This is a genomic window from Flavobacterium sp. 3HN19-14, from assembly GCF_051373205.1.
Taxonomy (GTDB): Bacteria; Bacteroidota; Bacteroidia; order Flavobacteriales; family Flavobacteriaceae; genus Flavobacterium.
This window is the reverse complement of the sequence record NZ_JBPPZT010000001.1, coordinates 3,722,939-3,748,765: the sequence shown is the minus strand read 5'-3', so window position 1 is coordinate 3,748,765 and position 25,827 is coordinate 3,722,939. Positions and strand designations below refer to the sequence as shown.

Genomic DNA, 25,827 nt, shown 5'->3' with positions numbered 1-25,827 from the left:
TTATGATTTGAGGATAATCATAAAGTTACCACATTATATATAGCAGTTGTGTTTAGGGTTTCTTAAAATCTGTCATCTCAATTCTAAAATTCTTACCTTCGCAATCGCTAAAAAAAAACGATTGCGCTGTAACTTTTCGAAATTTCCGGCGACTTGTAACACACTAAACTTAAATTGTAAGCAATGAAAAAAATTATTTTATTCGTACTCCTTTGCCTGTCCGCATTTCCGATGCGCGCCGACGAAGGCATGTGGTTCCTGATGTTCATCGAAAGACTGAACCACCGCGACATGGAGAAGATGGGCCTTCAGCTCACTTCTGAAGAAATCTACAGCATCAACCACCACAGTTTGAAAGACGCGATTGTGCAATTCAACGGCGGTTGTACAGCGGAATTGATTTCTAAAGACGGACTCGTACTCACCAACCACCACTGCGGTTATGACGCGATTGCCGAGCTTTCGACAGCCGACAAAAATTACCTCAAAAACGGTTATTGGGCGCCTTCAAGAAAAGACGAAATGAAGCCAAGCAGCCTTTTTGTGCGTTTCTTCGTTCGCATGGATGATGTGACGAAAAGGATTCTGGCGAAATTAAATCCGAATATGACCGAAGCAGAACGCGATAAAGCTATTGCTATTGAATCTGCTGCAATTGAAAAGAAAACAACGAAGGCGGAAAATTCACCGTTTCTGTGCGTTCTTCTTCCAGGGCAATGAATTTTATTATTTCGTTTACCAGGATTACAAAGATGTTCGTTTAGTAGGTACGCCGCCGGAAAGCGTTGGAAAATTTGGTGGCGATACTGACAACTGGGAATGGCCGCGCCATACCGGAGATTTCTCGATGTTCAGAATTTATGCTGACAAAGACGGAAATCCTGCAGATTATTCAACTAATAATGTGCCGCTGAACCCGAAACATTACCTGCCAATCAACCTGAAAGGTGTGAAAGAAAATGATTTCGCGATGATCTTAGGATATCCTGGAAGAACAAACCGCTGGATGCCTGCGGGCGGAATCGAGCAAAACGTAAAATATGCTTATCCGGCATGGGTTGAAGGCGCCAAAACCGGAATGGACAACATGAAGAAGTATATGGACAAAGATGCCACCATCCGTTTGATGTATGCTTCAAAATATGCTTCGACGGCCAATTACTGGAAAAACCGCCAGGGAATGATTGATGCTTTGAGCAAATTCGGCACTTCGAAAACCAAGGCTGCACAGGAGGCAAAATTTGACGCCTGGGCCAATCAACCTGAAAATAAGGCCAAATATGGCGATGTGATTACGAACATCAATAAATTCTACGCCCTTACGAACGAAAAGGCAAGACACGACAATTACCTGCAACAATTGTTAAGAACGACTGCTTACGGAACAATCTCAAGAAGTTTCGGAAGACAATTTGAAGCTTATGCAAAAGCAGATGCTGCGAAACAAGCCGAAATGAAACCGGAATTGATTGAAGGCGTAAATGAATTCTTCAAAGAAGTTTACCTTCCGGCAGAAAAAGACATCATGGCAGCACAACTGAAATTGTATACGTCTAAATCTACAGGATACCCTGTCGTGCCGTCACTTCAATTGTCTGCCCAGCAAAGCGGATATGATTTCAAAACGTATGTAGATAATATCTACGACAACAGTATTTATACTTCAAAAGAAAAAATGCTGGCATTCATCGAAAAACCGGATGCCACAGTAGCCGCAAATGATCCATTGAACAAATTGTCAACCGAATTACTGGCGCAACTGGCTGCAAAATCTGACGAAATTGCAAAAGCGCAAAATGATTATGGCGCGGCATTCCGTTTATTGGTTGATGGTTTGAGAGAATCGAAACTGGCGCCAATCCAATATCCTGATGCGAATTCTACGCTAAGGCTGACTTACGGGAAGGTGCGCGCTTTACCGGCCGACAAACGTAACGATGCGAAAATCAACAATTATACTACGCTTGAAGGCATGGTGAAAAAATATAAGGCAGGCGACGAAGAATTTGACCTTCCGGCAAGAATGCTGGAAGAATACAAAGCAAAAGATTACGGACGCTACGCTGATAAAAACGGTTATATGCCGGTGAATTTCCTTACGGATAATGACATCACAGGTGGAAATTCAGGTTCTCCTGTATTGAACGGAAAAGGCGAATTAATCGGTCTTGCTTTCGACGGAAACATCGAGGCGATGGCTGGTGATGTTATCTTCGACCCGAAATTGCAAAGAACGATTAACGTTGATATTCGTTATGTACTTTGGCTGATCGATAAATTCTCAGGCGCGAAGCATATCGTTGATGAGATGACGATTGTGAAATAACAAATAGCAAATTTCAAAATACAAAGATTCCAAGTTATAAAAAATCCCAAACTGCTAAATGTAGTTTGGGATTTTAATTTTAAAGACAAGTTGTTTTTGGAACTTATTTGTAATTTAAACTTTATTCGTAACAACTTTTATCGTTTTGGTGCGGTTTCCGGCGTCAATGTTCCTGCTGCGAGTTGCCAAACGTTGATAGATGCTTTGGTTGCATTTATATGGAGCATCATTTTTACCGAAAGGTTGGAATTTAGGGAAAAGATTTCAGATAGCAGACTGTCAACAGCTGCCTGAAATCTGCCATCTGCTAACTACAGTCTGCTTAACGGTTTTTTAAGTTTTTTTGTCCTTAAAAATATTACCTTTGCCCAATATCAGGCTAACGATGACAAGATTATTTTCGCTTTTCCTTATTTTATTTTCTATTGCTGCTTCCGCACAAGTATTAAAGTCATCGCCTGACGGAGGTGGGCGAACAAGATCAACGAAGAAAACTACAACCAATACGAATACCGTTCCGGATCGAAATACCTCTGAAGAACAAGAAGAGAATAAACCCAAAAAAGACCTTCCGAAAGCAACTATCGACATGTACAAAGTGGTAACGCTCGAAAGAGACACTATGTACATCGACACATCGCTCACCATTCAAAAGGAATACAGTTTCAATTATTTGCGTAGGGATAATTTCGGATTGTTGCCTTTCGCGAATGACGGACAGACCTACAATACGCTGCAATACAGTCTTAACGATTTTTCTCCATATCCGGAATTTGGCTTCAATGCCAAGCAATTCAATTACCTGAAACCATCACAAATGTGGTATTACCAGGTGCCGACGCCGCTTACGGAATTGTATTTCAAAACCACCATCAAACAAGGCCAGTCGCTCGATGCTTTCATCACTGTAAATACTTCTGAAAGGCTTAATTTTTCAATTGCTTATAAAGGATTGCGTTCCGAAGGCCGTTACAATAATGCCCTGTCAAGCACCGGAAATTTCCGGTTCACCGCAAATTACCAGACTAAGGATGCCAGATATTCCCTTAAAGCACATCTGGCGGGTCAGGATGTTTTGAATGAAGAAAACGGCGGCATCGTCAATACCGATAATTTCGAAAGCGGCGACAGCGACTTTAAAAGGCGTGACAGGCTGCAGGTTTATCTTGTTGACGCCGAATCATTTTTAAAGGGAATCCGCTATTTCGTTGACCACAGCTTCAGGTTCAACAAGACCGAAGGCGAAAATAACCTGTATTTTACGCACCAGTTTAATTTTGAGAAGAAATTATTTGAATTCAACCAGCCGACTTTAACGACTACAATCACCGGAACCAATACGCCGTTTAACCGATTCGGAGACTCGAATGTCGCGTCAAGTATCCACGATAAAACGCGTTACGACAGGTTTTACAATAAAGTTGGTGCTGTTTACGAAAATAAAACGTTAGGCCGCATAGGTTTTTTCATAGACGATTTCCATTACAATTATTATTATGACCGCGTTATCGTGCAGGGCACCAATGTGATTCCGAGTGCATTAAACGACCGCATCAACAGTTTCGGCGCTGAATATGCTTACCAGAAAGGCAAATGGAACGGAAGAGCGCTGTATTCCAATTCACTAACCGACCAGGATTTATCCAATTTTGATGTGTCGCTGAATTACGATTTGAACGATGACAATCACCTGTCTTTCCAATACCAAAAAATCAACAAATTGCCTGACAATATTTATAATTTGTACCAAAGCAGCTACATTGCTTACAACTGGTACAATGAATTCAACAATGAAAAAATCAATAATTTCCGTGTAAAAGCAGATACGAAATGGGCTTCCGCAGAATTGCAATATACGACGCTTAACGACAAATTGTATTTCAGCGATGACAGTACCACCGAAAACATTCTGCTAGTTTCGCCAAAACAATACGGTGGTACGATCAATTATTTATCGCTCAAAGTTTCAAAGGAATTCAAATGGTGGAAACTCGCGCTGGACAACACTTTGCTGTACCAGAAAACCGACCAGAGCGATGATATCCTGAATGTTCCGCAACTTGTAACGCGCAACACGCTTTATTTCTCCGATTACGTTTTCAAGAAAGCGATGTTCCTGCAAACCGGCGTGACGTTTAATTATTTTACGAAATATTACGCCAATAATTACAATCCTGTAATTGGTGAATTTTATGTGCAGCACCAAAAGGAAATCGGAGAATTCCCGATGTTCGATGTTTTCGTAAACGCACGCGTGCGCCAAACCAGGATTTACCTTAAATGGGAACATTTCAATTCCTCATTTACCGGAAATACATTTTATGCTGCGCCGAATTATCCGTATAAAGATGCGCTGATCCGTTTCGGGTTGGTGTGGAATTTCTTTCAATAAGAGGAAAGACCGCTTCGCTGAAAGAATCAAGATCGCTTCGCTGAAAGAAAATCCTAGATGCGAAAATATCGAATTGTAATAATCTTGACTCTTGACTCTTAATTCTTGTCTCAAATTATTACATTTGTGCGCGATTTTGAAATAAAAATTATCAAATCCGCAAAAAATAACTGAATTATATCAAAATGAAATACGCTGAAAATATCTTAGGAACCATTGGCAACACGCCGCTTGTAAGACTCAACAAAGTAACCGCTGAAGTCGATGCGCTCGTTTTGGCGAAAGTCGAAACCTTTAATCCTGGAAATTCCGTCAAAGACAGAATGGCCGTAAAAATGGTTGAAGACGCGGAAGCTGACGGTCGCTTAAAACCCGGCGGCACCATCATCGAAGGTACTTCAGGAAACACCGGAATGGGTTTAGCTTTGGCCGCAATCGTAAAAGGCTACAAGCTGATTTGCGTGATCACCGACAAGCAATCCAAAGAGAAAATGGACATTCTGCGTGCCGTTGGTGCGAAAGTGGTCGTTTGCCCGACTGACGTTGAACCGACTGACCCGCGTTCTTATTATTCCGTTTCGAAAAGATTAGGCGAAGACACGCCGAATTCGTGGTATGTGAACCAATACGACAATCCGTCGAATGCGATTGCGCATTACGAACAAACCTGAACCTGAAATCTGGGAACAGACCGACGGAAAAATTACGCATTTTGTTGTCGGAGTTGGAACAGGCGGAACCATTTCCGGCGTTGCAAAATACCTGAAGAGAAAAACCCGAATATCAAAATCTGGGGTGTTGATACATACGGTTCTGTGTTCAAAAAATACCACGAGACCGGAATCTTCGACGAAAATGAAATCTATTCTTACATCACAGAAGGCATCGGCGAAGACATTCTTCCTAAAAACGTCGATTTTTCGTTAATCGATGGATTTACAAAAGTTACCGATAAAGATGCGGCTGTTTATACAAGAAAAATTGCATTGGAAGAAGGTATTTTTGTTGGCAATTCAGCTGGCTCAGCAATAAAAGGACTTATTCAGCTGAAAGAACATTTCAAGCCGGAAGACGTAGTTGTGGTTTTATTCCACGATTCCGGAAGCCGTTACGTCGGGAAAATGTTCAACGACGACTGGATGCGTGAGCGCGGTTTCCTTGACGAAGATATCAAGAAGGCCGAAGATGTTATCAAAGACCACATCGACAAACCACTTGTAATTGTTCGCACCGAAGAACTTGTTTCACACGCGATTGAGAGAATGCGCAAATACAAAATTTCGCAGATTCCGGTAATCGATATCAACGGATTTGTTGGTTCAGTAGACGAAACTGATTTGTTCCAGAGTTATGTTTCTGATAAAAATGTAGCCGAAAAGCCAATCCGCGAAGTGATGGGAAAACCTTATCCTGTCGTAAAATCAGGAACCGCCATTGAAGAAGTTTCCAAGCTTTTCACAAAAGAAAATAATGCGGTTTTAGTTGATTTAGGAAACGGAAAACACCATATCATTACTAAATATGATATCATCGGTTCGATAAAATAATTGATAATTTAAGAATGACTAAATAATAATGATGTATTTCAGCAGCATTGTTATTTAGTCTTTTTTTCTTATAGTACTGACTTCCAATTCGTACTAAGACACTGTATTCAATTGTAAGAGAAAAGCGTATTTTTTTGTTAAAAAACCGTTCAAAAAAAATTGGTTTTTGAAAAGTATTTCTATATTTGTTCTACCGCTTTACGCCGGAACTACATATACAAATGCTGTCAATACCGTTGTATTGTGTTCCGGGAGCCATGCTTTCCTTTTGATTTTTTCTACAATTTACTGACTTCATTTCGTATGTGCCCGATTAAATTCTGCGGTCCGTTTTATGAGCCAGATGCACGAGGAGCCAAATGCTTCAGACAATAACGTTTTTTTAGATGCGGTACATTGCCGTCATTTACTCGACCAGCTTCCCGAATCGATACAGATTTTTAAGGAAATGAAGAATGGCCGCGGGGAAATTACGGGCTTTCAGGTCACTTTTTCCAACGCGCGTGCTAAATTGATGTTTCCGGAAAGGAAAACCGGAGCGGTGCTTAATGACGCCGAAGAGGTAGGCAATGCCAGCCTTTTCTTCGAAAAATTGCGCAATGTTGCCGAAAGCGGAAATGAAAGTAATACCATCATCGATTACGTTCACAATGGCGAAGATGTCACTTATAAAGAAAAAATATTAAAATTCGAAGAAAGCGTGCTGGTGCTTATCGAATCGACTGATAAAGCTACAGACGACGAACACGCCAAGGCCAATCTTTTGCGCGGTATCTCTGAGACTTCTGCTGATATTTTGTATATCATGAACATCAACACGCGCCAACTCAGGTTTACTACTCGAAATATTGCTAAAGATCTTGGCTATTCCGAAGAAGAAATTGCCCACATGAATGAGCCGCTTTTTGATGTCATGCATGAGCAGGATATCCCCGCAATGCAATTGCATATCGAGAATATGAAAACCGCAAAACCCGGCGAAGTCAGGGAAATCGAATACCGTTTGCGCTATGCCGACGGAACGCTTCGTTTTTACCGCGACCGGAATACCGTTTACAAAACCGATCCGGATGGCACGCCAATCGAAAAGTTAGGCATTTCACAAGATACGACCGAAGATTATATTTTGCAGACAAGGCGCAAAAAGCACCACAGTATTTTGAGCCAATGCGAGGAACTTTCAGGCTCAGGAAGCTGGGAGTACGATCGCAGCACGACAGAATTTATCTGGAGCGACGGTATGTATCGATTGTTCGAATTACCAAAAGGAACGCCCGTCACGCCTTCGATTTACCTGGATTATGTAGTGCCGAAAGACAAGGAAATCGCTGAAAAACTGGTAGACGTAATCAAATATCATTGGGAATCATCAGAATTCAATTTCCGGATAAAAACCGAAAGCACGACGAGAATGTTGCGCATCAAAACGTCGGCAGTTATCGAAAATGACAAGCATGAACCGGAGAAAATCCTGGACAGATATGGATATAACCACTGCCAAAAAAGCAGAGGAAAATATCCAGGGACTCAACAAAACGCTGATGTCGAAAAACAAGGAACTGGAAGCGCTCAATTCAGAACTCAAGACTTTCAATGACATTGCGGCTAACGATTACAAGGAAACACTGCGCAGCCTTTACATCAATCTTGAAAATATCATCAAGGCTGATTCTGCCAATCTGAGTGATTCCGGAAAAGCCAATGTTCGTAAAGCGCAAACGTCTATACAAAAAATGAAATTGCTCACGGAAGATATCGTTTCATTTTCACGTATCCCGACTTTAGACAGCAATATTTCTACGGTAGATTTGAATGAAATCCTGCAAAATGTGCTCGGTGAAATGTCTGAAAAAATAAAGGAAAGCAACGTCAGGATTGATGCTGAAAAACTCCCGGTTTTACAAGGAATGCCAATGCTGATTTCGTTGTTGTTTTTCCATATCCTTGACAACGCAATCAAATTCAGGAGCGAAGGATGACCTTTGCCGGTAATCACAATTGAAGGCCGCGAACCGGAATCAGGTGTCGATTCGATATCCGTTACCACGAAATTTCATTTATCGATAACGGGATTGGTTTTGATGCTGCCGAAGGGGAAAATTTATTTTCAATATTCTACCGTCTTCACGACCGAAATCATTACAAAGGTTCCGGTATCGGATTGGCAGTTTGCCGAAAAATTATGGCTTTGCACGGCGGATACATCACAGCAGAAGGCGAAAAAGGAAAAGGCGCCACCATTACCTGCTATTTTCCCGCAGAAGCAGAACAGGTTTTATAAATTTCGCAACACCTTAATCAACAATTCTTTCAACAAAGCCAATGAAACCGGCTTTCTGAGGCAATCTGTTGCGCCCAGTTGCATGGCTTCGGTCGTTAGCACTTCAGCATCGCTGTTCGAATAAATAAAGACCGGAACAGTACGCAACGCGGCATCTGCATCCTTCCTTATTTTCTCAAGACATTTTAATCCGTTCATTTTAGGCATATTGACGTCTAAGAGAACAAGGTCAGGTGCTTCTGATTTGATCATTTCAATGCCTGTAAATCCGTTATCTGCATAGCTGTATTTTAATTCCGGATAATCCGAAAGTGCTAATTTCAACAATTCGAATTCGTCGTCGTCGTCGTCAATTAATAGTAAATGATGTTTCATGCAGGTTTTGTTTTTTTTTAATTCCCATTCCGATATAAGGAACGATAAAATATTACCAATGCAGACACAGTTTTAAGGGAATCACGACAAAATAAATTGGGAATTGGAGCCTTTTTAAAGCAGGAATGCAATGGATGTAAGGCACCGTTGGGTGTAGGAATAGACTGTAAAAGTATATTATTTTTCTTAAACAGCCAATTCAAAAGCAACAAAATTTGATGACAGATTTCCTAAAATTTGTTATATTAGTCACTTAGAAGCCATTACTTATTTAAACGCCATCCAGATGAAAGAAGATTTCCTGCACTACCTATGGAAATTTACCAAATTTCCAATTCATGACCTGAAAACTTCCAACGGCGAATCTGTCGTTGTTATCAATCCCGGTCAATATTTACAACTTGCCGGCCTGATTTTTTCAATGCACAGCTTATTATCGGCAGCCAAAAATCGGCCGGAAATATCGAAATCCACCTCAAATCTTCCGATTGGTACATCCATCATCATGAAACAGACGCTGCGTATGAAAACGTAATCCTGCACGTCGTTTGGGAAAATGACACTGCGGTTTTCCGGCAAAACAATATTGAGATTCCGGTATTGGAGTTGAAAAATTACGTCGAAAAAGAAATCATTGATAATTACAACGCTTTATTGCATCCGAAGTCATGGATTTATTGCGAAAAAGAAATCGCTTCGATTCCGATTTTCATCGTAAAAAACTGGCTGGAGCGCTTGTTTTTCGAAAGACTGGAACGCAAATCAAATCCGGTTTCAGAATTGGCGATTGCTACGAAGGGCGACTGGGAAACCGTATTATTTCGTTTGCTGGCGAAGAATTTCGGACTCAACACCAACGGCGAAATTTTCTTCAAGATGGCCGAAAGCATTCCGTTTTCCATCATTCGCAAAGAAAGTTTCGAAATTGAAAATCTCGAAGCGCTGCTTTTAGGAACTGCAGGATTGCTCGACACAGAAAAACAAGACATTTATTTTGCTGATTTGAAATTGCGCTATTATTATTTGTGGCAGAAATATCAATTGACCGAAACTGTGGCAATGCCGGTACAATTTTTCAAACACCGGCCGGATAATTTTCCAACAATCCGATTGTCGCAATTGACAAATTTGTATGGAAAACACCAGAATTTGTTTTCGAAAATCATTGCTGCTGATACGATTGAAAGCATTTATGAAATTTTTAATGTCACAGTTTCCGGCTATTGGCAAACGCATTATCAATTCGATAAGGAAAGTCCGAAAAAGCAAAAAGCACTGACAAAATCCTTCATCGATTTAATCATTATTAATACGATAATTCCGTTAAGATTTGCTTACGCGAAGAGCCTCGGCAAAGACATTGACGAAAACAGCCTAGGCATTTTAAATGACATCAGGCCTGAAAATAACGCCATCATCGACAAATTTTTACAATTTGGAATCAAGGCAGAAAATGCATTCGAATCACAATCGTTGCTTCAGTTGAAAAATGAATATTGCAATAAAAATCGCTGCCTGGAATGCGCGATTGGAATGGAGTTAATGAAATCCTGAATCAGCTTTTCTCTTTTTCTGCAGGATAAACTGCGATTCTGTGCGTTCGCAAATAATAACCCGAAATCTTCGAATCATGTGAAGTTTGGAAATTAATCGCCTTTGAAGATTGCTTCGGCATGTGACAAGTGATGCAATCAGATTTCAGACTTTCAGTCGTAATGCCTATATTCGAATGCTCAGGCGATTTGTGGCAACTGATGCAGATTTGTGAATATTGTGCCAGATTCCCATTCGTGTTTTCGTGCGGATTGTGGCAGGTCAGGCAGTTCATTTTTCCGCTTTTCAGGAAACATTCGCTTTGCGACAATGCGCCAGCCTGGTTTCCATGAACATCATATTCATTGGCATGAGGCACATAATAATAATCTTCAAGGCGGTCGCCGGGCTGAAACAGAAAACGCGATTTGCTTTTAACGCCAAGGCTTCCCGAGTGGCAGATGGCGCAGGCATCAAGCAGCTGTTTGTTGTTGAGCGATTTGTAGCCCGTCATAAAATGAGCGATTTTGTCTTTCGGATTTTCGAGTTGGTAATCGACGTGTTTTTTCGCCTGCTCGGTGGCAGCGTTCACAGTCGATGCCATAAACGAGGCTTTCGGGCGCAATATTATCTTCCACTTCCATTGCCAGGAAATTATTTTTCCCGGAATTTACTTTGTTGGCGCTTGCGTTCGAACTGTGGCAGGCGTAACAGTCTTTTATTGTCATGCGGTCGAAGTACGGCTGTGTCGGCGAAAATCCCGGACTTGTGCCCCATGTATTTTCTGCTTTATAATAAGAAATCGGTAATTCATAGGTGTTCTTGTGCTTCCAGTAAACCGCAGTCTGTGCATTCCGGTTGCCAAAAACAATGTCGAAAGGATAGGCTTTTATTTCCTTTCCACCTTTATAAAAAACCTGGTAAAGGCTGTCGCCGCGTTTTTCCATAACCATTTTGGAATTGTTTCCGTAATCGAAAACATTGTGCGGCGAATTGAAATTTCCAAGAATTGACTCAGCAGTCGCAGGCGCCGTTGCTTTAAAATGGGCACTGTGCATCGCATTTTCCGAAGCTGATTTATGGCATTGGATACAGCTTTCGGAACCGGCGAATTCCGGTCCGCGCGGATCAATGTAATCTGATTTTTTATCGGCGCAATTCAGAAAAAGCATCGAAAAAACCGAAATCATAAAAATGGGCAGCCATCGCTTCATGCCGTAAATATAACATAATTTATAATCTAAAGGAATTGTAAGATTTGCAGAATGAAATCCGTTGAAAAACGTAAATTTGTGCTTTAAAAAATGCAATGCGACTCGTCATCCGCCTGAAATATTTTTTCGAAAAGCACGGTTTTAATGCTGCCTCGCGTCTTGCCGACAAACTCGGGATGCGCGCCAGCAGCGTGCGGTTGTTCTTTATTTATATTTCATTTGTAACGGCCGGACTGTGGTTTGGTGTCTACCTGACGCTTGCTTTCTGGATAAAATTAAAAGATTTAATTCGAGCCAAACGCAGTTCGGTTTTTGATTTATAATTCGTAATTTGCACCTGATATATTCAACGCCATGCAATTTAAATACACGCCATATGAAATCCTTTTTACAATCTTACTTCGCCTTTACGAAGGCGCAACGCAGCGGACTTTTTCTACTGTTCGCCATCATCATCAGCCTGCAACTTTTTTATTATTTCGCTGATTTTACAGCACCTGAACCTGATTCGCCTGAAAAGTGGCAATGGCTTTCGTTACAAACTGAAATCGATTCTTTAAAAGAAGAAAAAAAGAAGGTTGTTCCCAAAATTTATCCTTTCAATCCGAATTTTATTACTGATTTTAAGGGCTATAAACTTGGCATGTCGACTGCCGAAATTGATAGGCTGCTGGCTTTTCGGGAAAAGAATTTGTATGTGAATTCAGCTGAAGATTTCCAGAATGTTACAAAAGTTTCCGATTCTTTATTGTCAGTTATTTCGCCGTATTTTAAATTTCCGGATTGGGTGAAAAATAAAAAATCATCGAATTACAAAGCTTTTCCGAAGAAAAATTTCGAAAAGAAAAAAGAGAAGATTGTCGTGCATGATATTAACGATGCAACGCAGGACGATTTGATCAAGATCTACGGCATTGGGCCGGCTTTGTCAGAACGGATTTTAAAAGAAAAATTGAAATTCGGCGCTTTCGCTTCAATGGAACAAATGAATGACATTTGGGGATTATCGCCGGAAGTTATCGAAAACCTCAACAAATATTTCAAAATTATCAATCCGCCCAAGATTGAAAAACTAAAAATTAACGATGCTTCAATAAAAGAACTGGCAAAATTTCCTTATTTCAGATATGCGCTTGCCAAGCAAATTGTGACTTACAGAAGCATGAATGGCGGAATACACACTTCTGAGGATTTGATAAAAATTAACGGCTTTCCTGTTGAAAAAGTAAAAATAATTGCCTTATATTTGGAATTCTAAAAAATTAGGATAAAAAACAGCCAAATTATATGAATTCAATACATTTTACTGAGGAGCACGAATCATTCAGAAAGAGCTTTAAAGATTTTCTGCAAAAGGAAGTTGTGCCGCATATTGAAAAATGGGAAAAACAGGCACAATCGAACGCTTTATCTGGAAAAAATTCGGCGATATGGGCTTTTTCGGAATCAACTATCCGGAAGCTTACGGCGGTATGGCATTGGATTTATTCTATACGGTGATTTTTTTAGAAGAAATGCAGAAAATCAAATCGTCTGGTTTTGCGGCAGCAATGTGGGCGCACGCTTACCTGGCAATGACGCATTTGAATGCCGAAGGCGACGAAAGGATCAAACAGGAATATTTGGCACCAAGCATTGCCGGAGATAAAATCGGCGCTTTGTGTATTACCGAACCATTTGGCGGAAGTGATGTGGCAGGAATGCGTTCAACAGCTGTAAGACAAGGTGATAAATACATAATCAACGGCTCTAAAACATTTATCACGAATGGCGTTTACGCAGATTATTATGTGGTTGCAGCCAAAACAAATCCCGAGTTGGGAAATAAAGGCATCAGTATCTTTTTGGTTGATGCGAATACAAAAGGAATTACTGCTACAAAATTAGATAAATTAGGTTGGAGGGCTTCAGATACGGCAGAAATCGCATTTGATAATGTTGAGATCCCGGCAGAAAATTTAATGGGTGAAGAAGGAAAAGGCTTTCCATATATCATGCAGCATTTCGCTTTGGAACGTTTGATCATGGCCATTAATGCCCACGCCAGAGCCGAATATGCAATCGAATATACGATTGGTTACATGTCAGAACGTGAGGCGTTCGGAAAAACGATCGATAAATTCCAAGCCTTACGTCATACAATCGTTGAACATGCAACAGATGTTGAACATTGCAAAGTTTTCAATTACGCAGCCGTAGCAAGACTGAATCAAAAAGAATATGTGGTCAAAGAAGCGACGATGGCAAAATTGAAATCGACTAAAGTTGCCGATGACACGATTTACAGTTGCCTGCAAATGTTAGGCGGTTATGGTTATATGGAAGAATATCCTCTGGCGCGTTTGTCAAGAGACAGCCGTTTAGGACCAATTGGCGGCGGTACTTCGGAAATCATGAAGGAGATTTTATCGAAAATGATCATTGATAAACAAAATTATCAGCCGGCGGTAAAGTAATTTCAAGAAAAAAGGTTCAAGAGCCAAGAGCCAAGATTTTGCGTATTAGTAGTATGCGGTCTTGATTCTCGGCTCTTTGTTTTTTATTAATTTTACCATATGAAAAGTAAATTTTTGCAATTGCTGTTTCTTGTGTTCATGATTTATTCGTGTTCTAACGACGATGGAGCGGCGTCGGATTTTCCGGAAATAAACATAACACATTACAGCGCAACTCATACCTATGGTGTAGGTATCAGTATGGATGGCGATACTTTTAATGCCCTGCTGGAAAACAACAGATATGTTTCAAGCAGTGTGACTTATTTTACAAGTAATGGCCAGCCTCCGTCAGAAACAGCTTTTACGAATTATATATACGAAAATGATAGGTTGGTAAGTATTGAGAGGCCGTCGAGTGAATTTTTTTACTATGACGCACAAGGAAGGATTATTGCAGCCGATAATTACAGGATGAAAAGCCTGCGTTATACTTATATGCCCGAAAATAAAGTTTATGCTGATGTCATGAGCGGCAATTATCAGGATGCCGGCGCAATTGTAATCCAGAGATATGAAATCACGTTAAATGCGGATGGCGATATTGTACACTCATTTTATGACAGCAATTTAAATGATGGGGTTGTAGATCATGAAGGTAATTATTATTATCGCAATGGAAATCTGGTAAAACAAAAGGTTGATGGCTACGTAACCGGGTTTTCCTATTCGCAAATATACAATACCAGCAGTGTTGTTCATATTGCAATGTGGGGTAAGGCAAATTATAATCTTCTCGAATGCCGGCCTTCTGTCTCATTACGTTTGAAAAATACTGAAGATACAGCGGCTTTGGAAACGGAATACGGGTTTTATAAATCAAGCTATTATGTATATCCCAATTCGCAGACTCACAAAGAGGAGTATTTTCTTCAGCAGTAAGATTCCCTGTTGGGTCGTCCCGCGTGAGGGATGGAATTGGAAATCCTGGCATTGCAAACGATTATTTCCCGTAGTACAAAAAGTTCCGCAACGACAGATTACTTCATTGGATAATATTTTTTAGCGGTATTCAGTGAACTTCATTTAGGAGCGAACAGCACGACGGCGGCCTGCAGTCGCTTTCTGATTTGCAGGGAAGTTGTGGCCGGCGGCACGCCCGAAAAGAGAATAGAGAAAAGACCGCTTCGCTGCAAGAAACAAGAATAAGCGCATGGCTTAAAGTTTTTTTCTTTTTTCTTGTTTCTTTCTTCTTTTTTCTCTTACCTTTGCGGCCTTAACGAGAGGAGGTGTCTATATTATGTTAATTATACCAATTAAAGACGGAGAAAATATCGATAGAGCATTAAAGCGCTATAAAAGAAAGTTTGACAAAACCGGAACTGTACGTCAGTTGCGCGCAAGACAAGCATTCATCAAGCCTTCTGTAACGCACAGGATGAAGATCCAGAAAGCGGCCTACATCCAAGGACTTAGAGACAGCTTAGAAAGTTAATATAACTTTTAGCCAAAATATACCGTTAGTCATGAAAGTTTAATACTTTTATGCTAACGGTTTTTTTTATGGACAATAATAAAAATGCTTTCCGGGATTATCTGCGGTTGGAGAAAAATTATTCTCCGCATACCGTTACGGCTTATTGGGACGACCTGACGGCTTTTGAGGTTTTTGTGAAAGGCAGTTTTGAAAGCGATTTGCCGGAAGTGAATTACAGCATGATCCGCTCGTGGATTGTTGCGTTGGTTGATGATGGAATTTCTCCTTATTCTGTAAACCGGAAAATCTCCTCCTTAAAATCCTACTACAAATTTTTACTGAAGACGAAACAGATTGATGTCAATCCGCTTTTGAAGCACAAAGCTTTGAAAACGCCGAAGCAATTGCAGATTCCGTTTTCTGAAAAAGAACTTGAGAATGTGCTGCGCGATCTTCATTTTACAAATGATTTTGAAGGCGTACGCGATAAACTGATGATTGATTTGTTTTATGCAACAGGAATCCGCCGCACAGAGCTCATTCATCTTAAGATTTCCAACGTCGATTATCATAACAAAACGCTAAAGGTTTTAGGTAAAAGGAATAAAGAACGCATCATTCCGCTTTTACCTATTATATTGGAACAGTTTGACTTATATATAAAGGAGCGCGCGAAACTCGAAATAATTAAAGATTCTGAATATTTCTTCCTTACCCAAAAGGGCGTTAAATTGAATGATTCCCTTGTGTATCGATTAATAAATTATTACTTTAGTAATGTCTCAGAGAAGGTCAAGAAGAGTCCGCATATTTTGCGGCATACGTTCGCGACGCACTTGCTCAACAACGGGGCAGACTTAAATTCGGTTAAGGAATTGTTGGGACATTCCAGTTTAGCATCGACCCAGGTTTATACGCACAGCAGTCTGGCTGAGTTGAAGAATGTGTATGGGAAAGCGCATCCGCGGAATCAAAAATAGTACTTGACTACATGTTCAATTTTAAAAATTTCGATTATGAAGGTAGAGGTTCACGCAGTCAACTTCAACGTTGACGGAAAATTGGTAGATTTCATCAACCAAAGGTTAGGCAAACTTGAAAAATACTATGACAAGGTGGTTGCGGCCGATGTTTATTTAAAGGTGGAAAAGACCAGCGAGAAAGAGAATAAGGTAGCAGAGTTAAAAATACATGTTCCCGGCGATGACCTTCTGGTCAAGAAACAATGCAAGAGTTTCGAGGAAGCCGTAGAGCAGGCAGCCGAATCTTTAGAGCGTTTACTTGTTAAAAGAAAGGAAAAAATCAGAACGCATATTTAATCAAAAAAATTTTCTGAAAATGTTTTGATTAAAAAACAAAAACATATACATTTGCAGTCCGTTAGAAATAGCGGACTTTTTTATTGTATATGCCAGCGTAGCTCAGTTGGCTAGAGCAGCTGATTTGTAATCAGCAGGTCGTGGGTTCGAGTCCCTCCGCCGGCTCTAAAAAGGCAATCGGATATAAATAAAAAAAGAGGGGAGATACTCAAGCGGCCAACGAGGGCAGACTGTAAATCTGCTGTGAGAACTTCGCAGGTTCGAATCCTGCTCTCCCCACAAATTGATTTGAGATTGAAGACTTCAGATTGCAGATTTTCCACAAAATGAGCAATCTGAAATCTAAAGTCTGAAATCTAAAATCCTGAAAGGATTTCCTTGCCGACTTAGCTCAGTGGTAGAGTGCTTCCTTGGTAAGGAAGAGGTCACGGGTTCAAATCCCGTAGTTGGCTCAATTTAGTATTGAATTTGAACACTAATATATAACTAAGATTAAAAATTAAGTAAAATGGCAAAAGAGAATTTTAATCGTTCCAAACCGCACTTGAACATCGGTACTATTGGACACGTAGATCACGGGAAAACTACTTTGACCGCTGCTATCACTAAAGTAATGGCTGAGGCTGGTTTCTCTAAAACTGCTGCTAAATCTTTCGACCAGATTGATAACGCACCTGAAGAAAAAGAAAGAGGTATTACTATCAATACTTCACACGTAGAATATGAAACAGCTAACCGTCACTACGCACACGTTGACTGTCCGGGTCACGCGGATTACGTAAAAAACATGGTTACAGGTGCTGCTCAGATGGACGGTGCTATCCTTGTGGTTGCTGCTACAGACCGACCAATGCCACAAACACGTGAGCACATCCTTTTAGGACGTCAGGTAGGTATTCCACGTATCGTTGTATTCATGAACAAAGTGGATATGGTTGACGATGCTGAGCTTTTAGAGCTTGTTGAAATGGAAATCCGTGACCTTTTGTCTTTCTACGAATATGATGGAGATAACCGGACCAGTTATCCAAGGTTCTGCTTTGGGTGGATTGAACGCTGATCCAAACTGGGTTCCTGAAAATCATGGAATTGATGGAAGCTGTTGACAACTGGATCGAAGAGCCGGTACGTGATACAGAAAAACCATTCTTGATGCCAATCGAGGACGTATTTACAATTACAGGTCGTGGAACTGTTGCTACAGGTCGTATCGAAACTGGAGTTTGTAACACAGGTGATCCTGTTGAAATCATCGGTATGGGTGCTGAGAAATTGACTTCTACTATTACTGGTATCGAGATGTTCCGTCAAATCCTTGACAGAGGTGAGGCTGGAGATAACGCTGGTATCCTTTTGAGAGGTGTTGCTAAAGAAGACATCAAAAGAGGAATGGTAATCGTTAAGCCAGGATCTGTTAAACCACACGCTAAATTCAAAGCTGAGGTTTATATCCTGAAAAAAGAAGAAGGTGGTCGTCACACGCCATTCCACAATAACTACCGTCCACAGTTCTACGTACGTACAACTGACGTAACCGGAGTTATTACACTTCCTGCAGGAGTAGAGATGGTTATGCCTGGTGATAACTTGACTATCGAAGTAGCATTGTTGAGCCCAATCGCGATGAACGTAGGTTTGCGTTTCGCTATCCGTGAAGGTGGTAGAACAGTTGGTGCTGGTCAGGTAACAGAAATCCTAGACTAATTATTTTAGCATATATTTAAAAGGCCAGTAGCGTCAAACGATGCTACTGGCTTTTAACAAACGGGCGTAGTTCAAGGGTAGAATAGCGGTCTCCAAAACCGTTGATGGGGGTTCGAATCCCTCCGCCCGTGCCATAAAACAAAATTATAATGTCAAAAGTTGGTAATTATATTTCAGAAGCATTCGAAGAGTTAAGAACAAACACAACTTGGCCGGAATGGTCAGAAGTGCAACGTCTTACTATCGTAGTGGCTGTCTTTTCGGTTTTATTCGCACTCGCAACTTGGGGAGTAGACGAATTGTTTTCAAGATCGATTGCAGGATTTTTTAATTTGATCAAAAATTAAAACCTATCGTGATGACAGACAGTAATGTGAAAAAATGGTACGTTGTCAGAGCGGTAAGCGGACAGGAAAATAAAGTCAAAGCTTACATCGAAACCGAAATCAACAGGTTGGGAATGGGTGATTACATTTCTCAGGTTCTTGTACCTACTGAAAAAGTAGTGCAGGTGCGTGACGGAAAGAAAATCACCAAAGACAAAGTCTACTTTCCCGGTTATGTGATGATCGAAGCGAATCTTACAGGTGAAATTCCGCACATTATCAAGTCAATAACAAGCGTTATCGGTTTTTTAGGTGAAGTTAAGAACGGCGATCCGGTGCCTTTGAGAATGTCGGAAGTCAACAGGATGTTAGGAAAAGTAGATGAATTGGCGGTGAAAACTGACAATCATGCAATCCCTTTCAACATTGGCGAAACGATCAAGGTTATTGATGCTGCCTTTCAACGGTTTCAACGGAACGGTTGAGAAAATCAATGAAGAAAAGCGTAAGCTAGAAGTAATGGTGAAAATCTTCGGAAGGAAAACACCATTGGAACTGAGCTTTATGCAGGTTGAAAAAGTATAATTTGTTACACTATTATAATTAACCGCAAAGGTTTGCTTCCACAAGCCGATGCACATTTTTTAAACAATGGCTAAAGAGATTAGTAAAGTAGTTAAACTACAAGTAAAGGGAGGTGCCGCGAATCCATCGCCACCGGTTCCAACCTGCTTTAGGAGCCGCTGGTGTAAACATCATGGAGTTCTGCAAACAATTCAATGCAAGAACCCAGGATAAAGCCGGTAAAGTATGCCCGGTGCAAATCACCGTGTATAAAGACAAATCTTTTGATTTCGTCGTAAAAACTCCACCTGCTGCTGTCCAGTTAATGGAAGCTGCAAAGCTAAAGTCCAGTTCCGGTGAACCTAATCGTAAAAAAGTAGCAAATGTGTCATGGGATGTTATCAAGACCATTGCTGAGGACAAAATGGTTGATTTGAATGCATTCACAATCGAATCTGCTATGAGTATGATCGCTGGTACAGCCAGATCTATGGGTATAACTGTAACTGGAGATTCTCCTCTAAAAAAAGCTTAAGACATGGCAAAATTGACAAAAAAGCAAAAAGAGGCTGCATCGAAAATTGAAAAAAACAAGCTTTATTCTTTGAAAGATGCTTCTGCATTGGTAAAAGTGATCGCTTCTGCAAAATTCGACGAGTCTGTTGATATCGCTGTGAAATTGGGTGTAGATCCAAGAAAAGCGAATCAAATGGTAAGGGGGTGGTTACATTGCCACACGGAACAGGTAAAGACGTAAGAGTATTGGCTCTTGTAACTCCGGATAAAGAAGCTGAAGCGAAAGCTGCAGGTGCTGATTTCGTTGGTCTTGACGATTACCTTCAGAAAATTAAAGACGGCTGGACAGATGTTGATGTAATCATCACGATGCCTGCTGTTATGGGTAAATTACAGCCATTAGGACGTATCCTTGGGCCACGCGGCTTGATGCCAAACCCTAAAACCGGAACTGTTACTATGGAGGTTGGAAAAGCCGTTACAGAAGTAAAAGCCGGTAAAATCGACTTTAAAGTTGATAAAACAGGTATCGTTCACGCAGGTATCGGAAGGGTTTCTTTCGGCGCTGACCAAATCACAGACAATGCCCACGAAATTATTCAAACATTAATCAAACTTAAGCCAACTGCGGCAAAAGGCCAATACATCAAAAGCATTCACTTGTCTAGTACAATGAGTCCTGCGATTGCCCTTGATCCGAAAGCAGTTTAATTGGCAGTTAAAAACTTTATAGTATGACTAGAGAAGAAAAATCAATCGCGATTGAAGATTTAACTGCACAGTTAGCCGGTAACAATATCGTTTATGTAGCTGATATTTCCGGTTTGGATGCAGAGACAACTTCAAATTTAAGAAGAGCTTGCTTTAAAGCAGGTATCAAATTAGAAGTGGTTAAGAACACTTTGCTTGAAAAAGCAATGGAAGCTTCAGATAAAGAATACGGTGACTTGCCTACCATCTTAAAAGGAAACACTTCGATCTTATTGTCAGACACGGCTAACGCGCCTGCAAAAATCATCAAAGAATTCCGTAAGAAATCGGATAAGCCTGTATTAAAAGGAGCTTTCATCAATTCTGAAATTTACATCGGAGACAACTTGTTAGATTCATTAGCATCGCTTAAATCTAAAGAAGAGGTTATCGGAGAAATCATCGGATTACTTCAATCACCGGCTCAGAGAGTTATTTCAGCTCTTTTAAACCAATTCAAAGACGAAGAGGTAGCTTAATTTTAAGCACATTAATTAGCGCACAATAATAAATTATATTTTACAAATCATTTTAAAACGATAGAAAAAATGGCAGATTTGAAACAATTCGCAGAACAATTAGTTAACCTTACAGTAAAAGAAGTTAACGATCTTGCAACAATATTGAAAGACGAGTATGGTATCGAACCAGCTGCTGCTGCAGTTGTGGTATCAGGTGGCGGTGGTGATGCAGGTGCAGCTGAAGAAGCTCAGACTGAATTCAATGTTATCCTTAAAGAAGCTGGTGCTTCTAAATTAGCGGTAGTTAAATTGGTAAAAGAACTTACCGGTTTAGGTCTTAAAGAAGCTAAAGACGTAGTGGACAGCGCTCCAAGTTCAGTTAAAGAAGGCGTTTCTAAAGAAGAAGCTGAAGGCTTGAAAAAAGCTTTAGAAGAAGCCGGAGCTGTTGTTGAGCTTAAATAATTAAACTCATTTTGAAGACTAGGTTTAGGTCTTGGATACGCTTCCAAAGACCTAAACCATTTTTCGTATAATAAAATTTATATCCGGTTTTATTATCATTTAGTTGCATACTAAAAAAACTTTTAATCAATACGAAGAAAGGAATTGAACTCCTACTTGGTTCATTTTTAAAGATGTATTGATCAAAAAAGAAAGTATTGGATACACAAAAACTACTTTTTTTTAATCAAAATTTTGTCCATTGATGATAACAAATCAGACTGAAAGATTGAATTTTGCCTCTACCAAAAACATTCGCGAACTATGCGAATTTCCTGGACATCCAGGTAAAATCTTTTAAGGATTTCTTCCAACTGGAGACCAAATCCGACGAAAGAGGCAACGAAGGCCTTTATAACACCTTCATGGAAAACTTTCCAATCACCGACACCAGAAACCAATTCGTTTTAGAGTTCCTTGATTATTTTGTTGACCCACCACGTTATACGATTCAGGAATGTATTGAGAGAGGATTGACTTACAGCGTGCCTTTAAAAGCAAGACTTAAGCTGTATTGTACAGATCCTGAGCATGAAGATTTTGAAACTATCGTACAGGATGTTTATTTGGGTACGATTCCATACATGACACCAAGTGGTACATTTGTTATCAACGGTGCCGAGCGTGTAGTTGTATCACAGCTTCACCGTTCGCCTGGTGTTTTCTTTGGACAATCTTTCCATGCCAATGGAACCAAGCTGTATTCTGCCCGTGTCATCCCGTTCAAAGGATCATGGATTGAATTCGCAACCGATATCAACAGCGTAATGTACGCGTATATCGACCGTAAGAAAAAATTACCTGTAACGACTTTATTCCGCGCCATCGGTTTCGAAAGAGATAAAGATATCCTTGAGATCTTCGACCTTGCAGAGGAAATCAAAGTGTCTAAAACAGGACTTAAAAAATATATTGGCAGAAAATTAGCCGCACGTGTTCTGAACACATGGCACGAGGATTTTGTGGATGAGGATACTGGCGAGGTAGTTTCTATCGAGCGTAACGAAATCATCCTTGACCGTGATACGATTATCGACAAAGATAACGTGGAAGAAATCATTGATGCCAACGTCAAATCTATTTTGCTTCACAAGGAAGATGCGAATCAGGCTGATTACGCGATCATCCACAACACATTGCAGAAAGATCCAACGAACTCTGAAAAAGAGGCCGTTGAGCATATCTACAGACAATTGCGTAATGCAGAACCGCCTGATGAGGAAACTGCACGTGGTATCATCGATAAATTATTCTTCTCTGACCAACGTTACAACTTAGGTGAAGTGGGTCGTTACAGAATGAATAAAAAACTGAACCTTGATATCCCAATGGAAAAGCAGGTCTTGACCAAAGAAGATATCATCACGATCGTGAAATACTTAATCGAATTGATCAACTCTAAAGCTGAGATTGATGATATCGATCACTTGTCAAACCGTCGTGTTCGTACTGTTGGCGAGCAATTGTCTGCGCAATTTGGTGTAGGTCTTGCCCGTATGGCGCGTACGATCCGTGAGAGAATGAACGTTCGTGATAACGAGGTGTTCACGCCAATCGATTTGATCAATGCGAAAACATTGTCATCGGTGATCAACTCTTTCTTCGGAACCAACCAGTTGTCTCAGTTCATGGACCAGAACGAATCCACTCGCTGAAATTACGCACAAAAGAAGATTGTCTGCCCTTGGGCCTGGTGGTCTTTCGAGAGAAAGAGCCGGATTTGAGGTGCGTGACGTTCACTATACGCACTACGGTCGTTTATGCCCGATTGAAACGCCGGAGGGACCAAACATTGGTTTGATTTCTTCGCTTGGTGTTTACGCGAAAGTAAACGGAATGGGTTTCATCGAAACACCTTACCGTAAAGTAACCGACGGAAAAATCGACATCAATTCTGAGCCGGTTTACCTAAGCGCAGAAGAAGAAGAAGGAAAATTAATTTCACAGGCAAATATCGATATTGACAAAGATGGTAACATCACCGCTGATAAAGTAATTGCGCGTGAAGAAGGCGATTTCCCGGTTGTTGATCCGCACAGCATTCACTATGCCGACGTGGCACCGAACCAGATTGCATCGATTTCTGCCTCATTGATTCCGTTCCTGGAGCATGATGATGCGAACCGTGCGCTCATGGGATCGAACATGATGCGTCAGGCCGTACCATTGTTGCGTCCTGAAGCTCCGATTGTAGGAACTGGTCTTGAAAGACAAGTTGCTTCTGATTCGCGTGTTTTGATCAATGCAGAAGGTCACGGAACTGTAGAGTACGTTGATGCAGATATCATCACCATTAAATATGACCGTTCAGACGAAGAAAGAATGGTAAGTTTTGATGCCGATGAGAAAACATACAACCTGATTAAATTCAGAAAAACGAACCAGAGTACATCGATCAACCTGAAACCAATCGTAAGAAAAGGCGACAGGGTAATTCCTGGTCAAGTACTTTCTGAAGGTTATGCTACACAAAATGGTGAGCTTGCCTTGGGAAGAAACCTTAAAGTGGCGTTCATGCCTTGGAAAGGGTACAACTTCGAGGATGCGATCGTGATTTCTGAAAAAGTGGTTCGCGACGATATCTTTACTTCAATCCACATCGATGATTATTCATTGGATGTTCGTGATACGAAATTGGGTAACGAAGAGTTGACCAATGACATCCCGAACGTTTCTGAAGAAGCTACCAAAGATTTGGATGAAAATGGTATGATTCGTATTGGTGCCGAGGTTAAACCCGGCGATATCCTTATCGGAAAAATCACACCAAAAGGTGAATCAGATCCTACACCGGAAGAGAAACTTTTAAGAGCAATCTTCGGTGACAAAGCAGGTGATGTAAAAGATGCTTCTTTGAAAGCTTCACCATCTTTACACGGTGTTGTATTAGATAAAAAATTGTTCGCAAGAGCAGTAAAAGATAAAAGAAAACGTACGAAAGACAAGGATGATTTAGGTGCTCTTGAAATGGAGTTCGAAACCAAGTTCGTTGAATTAAAAGACAAATTGGTTGAAAAATTATTCTTAATCGTAAACGGAAAAACTTCTCAGGGAGTTATGAATGATTTGGGTGAAGAAGTATTGCCAAAAGGTAAAAAATACACCCAGAAAATGCTGAACGCCGTTGAAGATTTCGCGCACCTTTCAAAAGGACAGTGGGTTGCAGATGACGAAACCAACAAATTGGTAAACGACTTAATCCACAACTACAAAATCAAATTAAATGATTTACAAGGTGCTTTAAGAAGAGAGAAATTTACGATCACAGTAGGAGATGAGTTGCCAGCCGGAATTTTGAAACTGGCCAAAGTTTACATCGCCAAAAAACGTAAGTTGAAAGTAGGTGATAAAATGGCGGGACGTCACGGTAACAAAGGTATTGTTGCGCGTATCGTTCGTCACGAAGACATGCCTTTCTTGGAAGATGGGACTCCGGTTGATATCGTGTTGAACCCACTTGGCGTACCTTCACGTATGAACATCGGTCAGATTTATGAAACGGTATTGGGTTGGCCGGTATGAACTTAGGACGCAAATTCGCGACACCTATCTTCGACGGAGCGACACTTGACCAAATCAACGAATTGACTGACGAAGCAGGCATTCCGCGTTTCGGACATACTTATCTGTATGACGGAGGAACAGGAGAGCGTTTCCACCAACCGGCAACCGTAGGTGTCATTTACATGCTGAAACTTGGGCACATGGTTGACGATAAGATGCACGCGCGTTCTATCGGACCGTACTCGCTCATTACGCAACAGCCTCTTGGAGGTAAAGCGCAATTCGGAGGCCAGCGTTTCGGAGAGATGGAGGTTTGGGCACTCGAGGCTTATGGTGCATCGAGCACGCTTCGTGAAATCCTTACCGTTAAATCGGATGACGTTATCGGTAGGGCCAAAACTTACGAGGCAATCGTAAAAGGCGAAACCATGCCGGAACCAGGATTACCGGAATCTTTCAACGTGTTGATGCACGAATTGAAAGGTCTTGGATTGGACATTCGTTTAGAAGAATAAATATTCAATAATCAGTGTTCGGCTTGCGTCGGACACTGATTACATTTTTAATTAGTTTTCAGGATTTATACCCGTAAACCGTTCCGA

Annotated in this window: 16 protein-coding genes, 4 tRNA genes and 9 pseudogenes; 26 read left to right on the top strand and 3 right to left on the bottom strand. The window is 40.8% G+C overall.

The features are described 5' to 3' along the window. The first annotated feature begins 183 nt into the window (after positions 1 to 183). From ACSLFW_RS20335 to ACSLFW_RS20310, 6 genes and pseudogenes are all read left to right on the top strand, one after another. Positions 184 to 2,326 (top strand): annotated as a pseudogene (locus tag ACSLFW_RS20335) (S46 family peptidase). A gap of 385 nt (positions 2,327 to 2,711) precedes the next feature. Next, complete coding sequence (locus tag ACSLFW_RS20330) at positions 2,712 to 4,718, top strand: putative porin (protein ID WP_436557267.1); 2,007 nt, start codon at positions 2,712 to 2,714, stop codon at positions 4,716 to 4,718. A gap of 185 nt (positions 4,719 to 4,903) precedes the next feature. Then, positions 4,904 to 6,265: pseudogene (locus ACSLFW_RS20325) on the top strand (pyridoxal-phosphate dependent enzyme). A 334-nt stretch (positions 6,266 to 6,599) separates the two neighbouring features. Then, positions 6,600 to 7,862, top strand: a complete 1,263-nt coding sequence (locus ACSLFW_RS20320) for a PAS domain-containing protein (RefSeq protein ID WP_436557266.1) — start codon at positions 6,600 to 6,602, stop codon at positions 7,860 to 7,862. Then, a complete protein-coding gene (locus ACSLFW_RS20315; RefSeq protein WP_436557265.1) occupies positions 7,807 to 8,244 on the top strand; it encodes a sensor histidine kinase in 438 nt (145 codons plus the stop codon). Before ACSLFW_RS20320 ends, ACSLFW_RS20315 begins: the two co-directional genes overlap by 56 nt. A gap of 38 nt (positions 8,245 to 8,282) precedes the next feature. Then, a complete protein-coding gene (locus tag ACSLFW_RS20310; protein ID WP_436557501.1) occupies positions 8,283 to 8,546 on the top strand; it encodes an ATP-binding protein in 264 nt (87 codons plus the stop codon). Here the strand turns inward: ACSLFW_RS20310 and ACSLFW_RS20305 are convergent. Continuing rightward, positions 8,541 to 8,921 (bottom strand): response regulator, encoded by a 381-nt coding sequence (locus ACSLFW_RS20305; protein WP_436557264.1) that lies wholly within the window; start codon positions 8,919 to 8,921, stop codon positions 8,541 to 8,543. The two genes, ACSLFW_RS20310 and ACSLFW_RS20305, sit on opposite strands and share 6 nt — an antisense overlap. Before the next feature lie 286 nt (positions 8,922 to 9,207). On the opposite strand from ACSLFW_RS20305, the pseudogene ACSLFW_RS20300 reads away from it, so the two are divergent. Further along, positions 9,208 to 10,475: pseudogene (locus ACSLFW_RS20300) on the top strand (DUF2851 family protein). A gap of 1 nt (position 10,476) precedes the next feature. On the opposite strand, the gene ACSLFW_RS20295 reads toward ACSLFW_RS20300, so the two are convergent. Together ACSLFW_RS20295 and ACSLFW_RS20290 are read right to left on the bottom strand one after the other, a co-directional pair. Next, entirely contained in the window at positions 10,477 to 10,968 is a 492-nt protein-coding gene (locus ACSLFW_RS20295; RefSeq protein WP_436557263.1) for a cytochrome c3 family protein, read from the bottom strand. Beyond that, complete coding sequence (locus ACSLFW_RS20290; RefSeq protein WP_436557262.1) at positions 10,928 to 11,764, bottom strand: hypothetical protein; 837 nt, start codon at positions 11,762 to 11,764, stop codon at positions 10,928 to 10,930. The genes ACSLFW_RS20295 and ACSLFW_RS20290 overlap by 41 nt, the downstream gene beginning before the upstream one ends. On the opposite strand from ACSLFW_RS20290, the gene ACSLFW_RS20285 reads away from it, so the two are divergent. From ACSLFW_RS20285 to rpoB, 19 genes and pseudogenes are all read left to right on the top strand, one after another. Beyond that, positions 11,764 to 11,991 (top strand): PspC domain-containing protein, encoded by a 228-nt coding sequence (locus ACSLFW_RS20285; protein ID WP_436557261.1) that lies wholly within the window; start codon positions 11,764 to 11,766, stop codon positions 11,989 to 11,991. The genes ACSLFW_RS20290 and ACSLFW_RS20285 overlap by 1 nt on opposite strands. A 53-nt stretch (positions 11,992 to 12,044) precedes the next feature. Then, entirely contained in the window at positions 12,045 to 12,926 is an 882-nt protein-coding gene (locus ACSLFW_RS20280) for a ComEA family DNA-binding protein (RefSeq protein ID WP_436557260.1), read from the top strand. A gap of 29 nt (positions 12,927 to 12,955) precedes the next feature. Continuing rightward, a pseudogene (locus ACSLFW_RS20275) lies at positions 12,956 to 14,124 on the top strand (acyl-CoA dehydrogenase family protein). A gap of 99 nt (positions 14,125 to 14,223) precedes the next feature. After that, positions 14,224 to 15,045 (top strand): hypothetical protein, encoded by an 822-nt coding sequence (locus tag ACSLFW_RS20270; protein WP_436557259.1) that lies wholly within the window; start codon positions 14,224 to 14,226, stop codon positions 15,043 to 15,045. A 358-nt stretch (positions 15,046 to 15,403) separates the two neighbouring features. Then, the gene (gene rpsU / locus ACSLFW_RS20265; protein ID WP_436557258.1) at positions 15,404 to 15,598 is read left to right on the top strand and encodes a 30S ribosomal protein S21; all 195 of its coding nucleotides are present in this window, start codon (positions 15,404 to 15,406) and stop codon (positions 15,596 to 15,598) included. 68 nt (positions 15,599 to 15,666) lie between these two features. After that, a complete protein-coding gene (locus ACSLFW_RS20260) occupies positions 15,667 to 16,560 on the top strand; it encodes a tyrosine-type recombinase/integrase (protein WP_436557257.1) in 894 nt (297 codons plus the stop codon). Positions 16,561 to 16,596: 36 nt separating this feature from the next. After that, positions 16,597 to 16,899, top strand: a complete 303-nt coding sequence (gene hpf, locus ACSLFW_RS20255; RefSeq protein ID WP_436557256.1) for a ribosome hibernation-promoting factor, HPF/YfiA family — start codon at positions 16,597 to 16,599, stop codon at positions 16,897 to 16,899. A gap of 91 nt (positions 16,900 to 16,990) precedes the next feature. Then, positions 16,991 to 17,064 (top strand) — tRNA-Thr (locus tag ACSLFW_RS20250). Positions 17,065 to 17,097: 33 nt separating this feature from the next. Next, positions 17,098 to 17,178 (top strand) — tRNA-Tyr (locus ACSLFW_RS20245). Positions 17,179 to 17,279: 101 nt separating this feature from the next. Further along, positions 17,280 to 17,351: transfer RNA gene (locus ACSLFW_RS20240), tRNA-Thr, on the top strand. 56 nt (positions 17,352 to 17,407) lie between these two features. Next, positions 17,408 to 18,603 (top strand): annotated as a pseudogene (gene tuf, locus ACSLFW_RS20235) (elongation factor Tu). A 60-nt stretch (positions 18,604 to 18,663) separates the two neighbouring features. After that, positions 18,664 to 18,737 (top strand) — tRNA-Trp (locus ACSLFW_RS20230). Between the two features lie 15 nt (positions 18,738 to 18,752). After that, on the top strand, positions 18,753 to 18,950 hold the full coding sequence (gene secE / locus ACSLFW_RS20225) for a preprotein translocase subunit SecE (protein ID WP_436557255.1): 198 nt from the start codon (positions 18,753 to 18,755) through the stop codon (positions 18,948 to 18,950). An 11-nt stretch (positions 18,951 to 18,961) separates the two neighbouring features. Continuing rightward, positions 18,962 to 19,514: pseudogene (gene nusG / locus ACSLFW_RS20220) on the top strand (transcription termination/antitermination protein NusG). A gap of 66 nt (positions 19,515 to 19,580) precedes the next feature. Then, positions 19,581 to 20,028, top strand: a pseudogene (gene rplK / locus ACSLFW_RS20215) (50S ribosomal protein L11). A gap of 3 nt (positions 20,029 to 20,031) precedes the next feature. After that, a pseudogene (gene rplA / locus ACSLFW_RS20210) lies at positions 20,032 to 20,720 on the top strand (50S ribosomal protein L1). Between the two features lie 23 nt (positions 20,721 to 20,743). Beyond that, a complete protein-coding gene (gene rplJ / locus ACSLFW_RS20205) occupies positions 20,744 to 21,238 on the top strand; it encodes a 50S ribosomal protein L10 (RefSeq protein ID WP_436557254.1) in 495 nt (164 codons plus the stop codon). A gap of 69 nt (positions 21,239 to 21,307) precedes the next feature. Beyond that, positions 21,308 to 21,682 carry a 50S ribosomal protein L7/L12 gene (rplL, locus tag ACSLFW_RS20200; protein WP_436557253.1) on the top strand — a complete coding sequence of 125 codons (375 nt, stop codon included), beginning with the start codon at positions 21,308 to 21,310 and terminating at the stop codon, positions 21,680 to 21,682. A gap of 244 nt (positions 21,683 to 21,926) precedes the next feature. Continuing rightward, positions 21,927 to 25,740: pseudogene (gene rpoB / locus ACSLFW_RS20195) on the top strand (DNA-directed RNA polymerase subunit beta). Positions 25,741 to 25,827 lie beyond the last annotated feature (87 nt).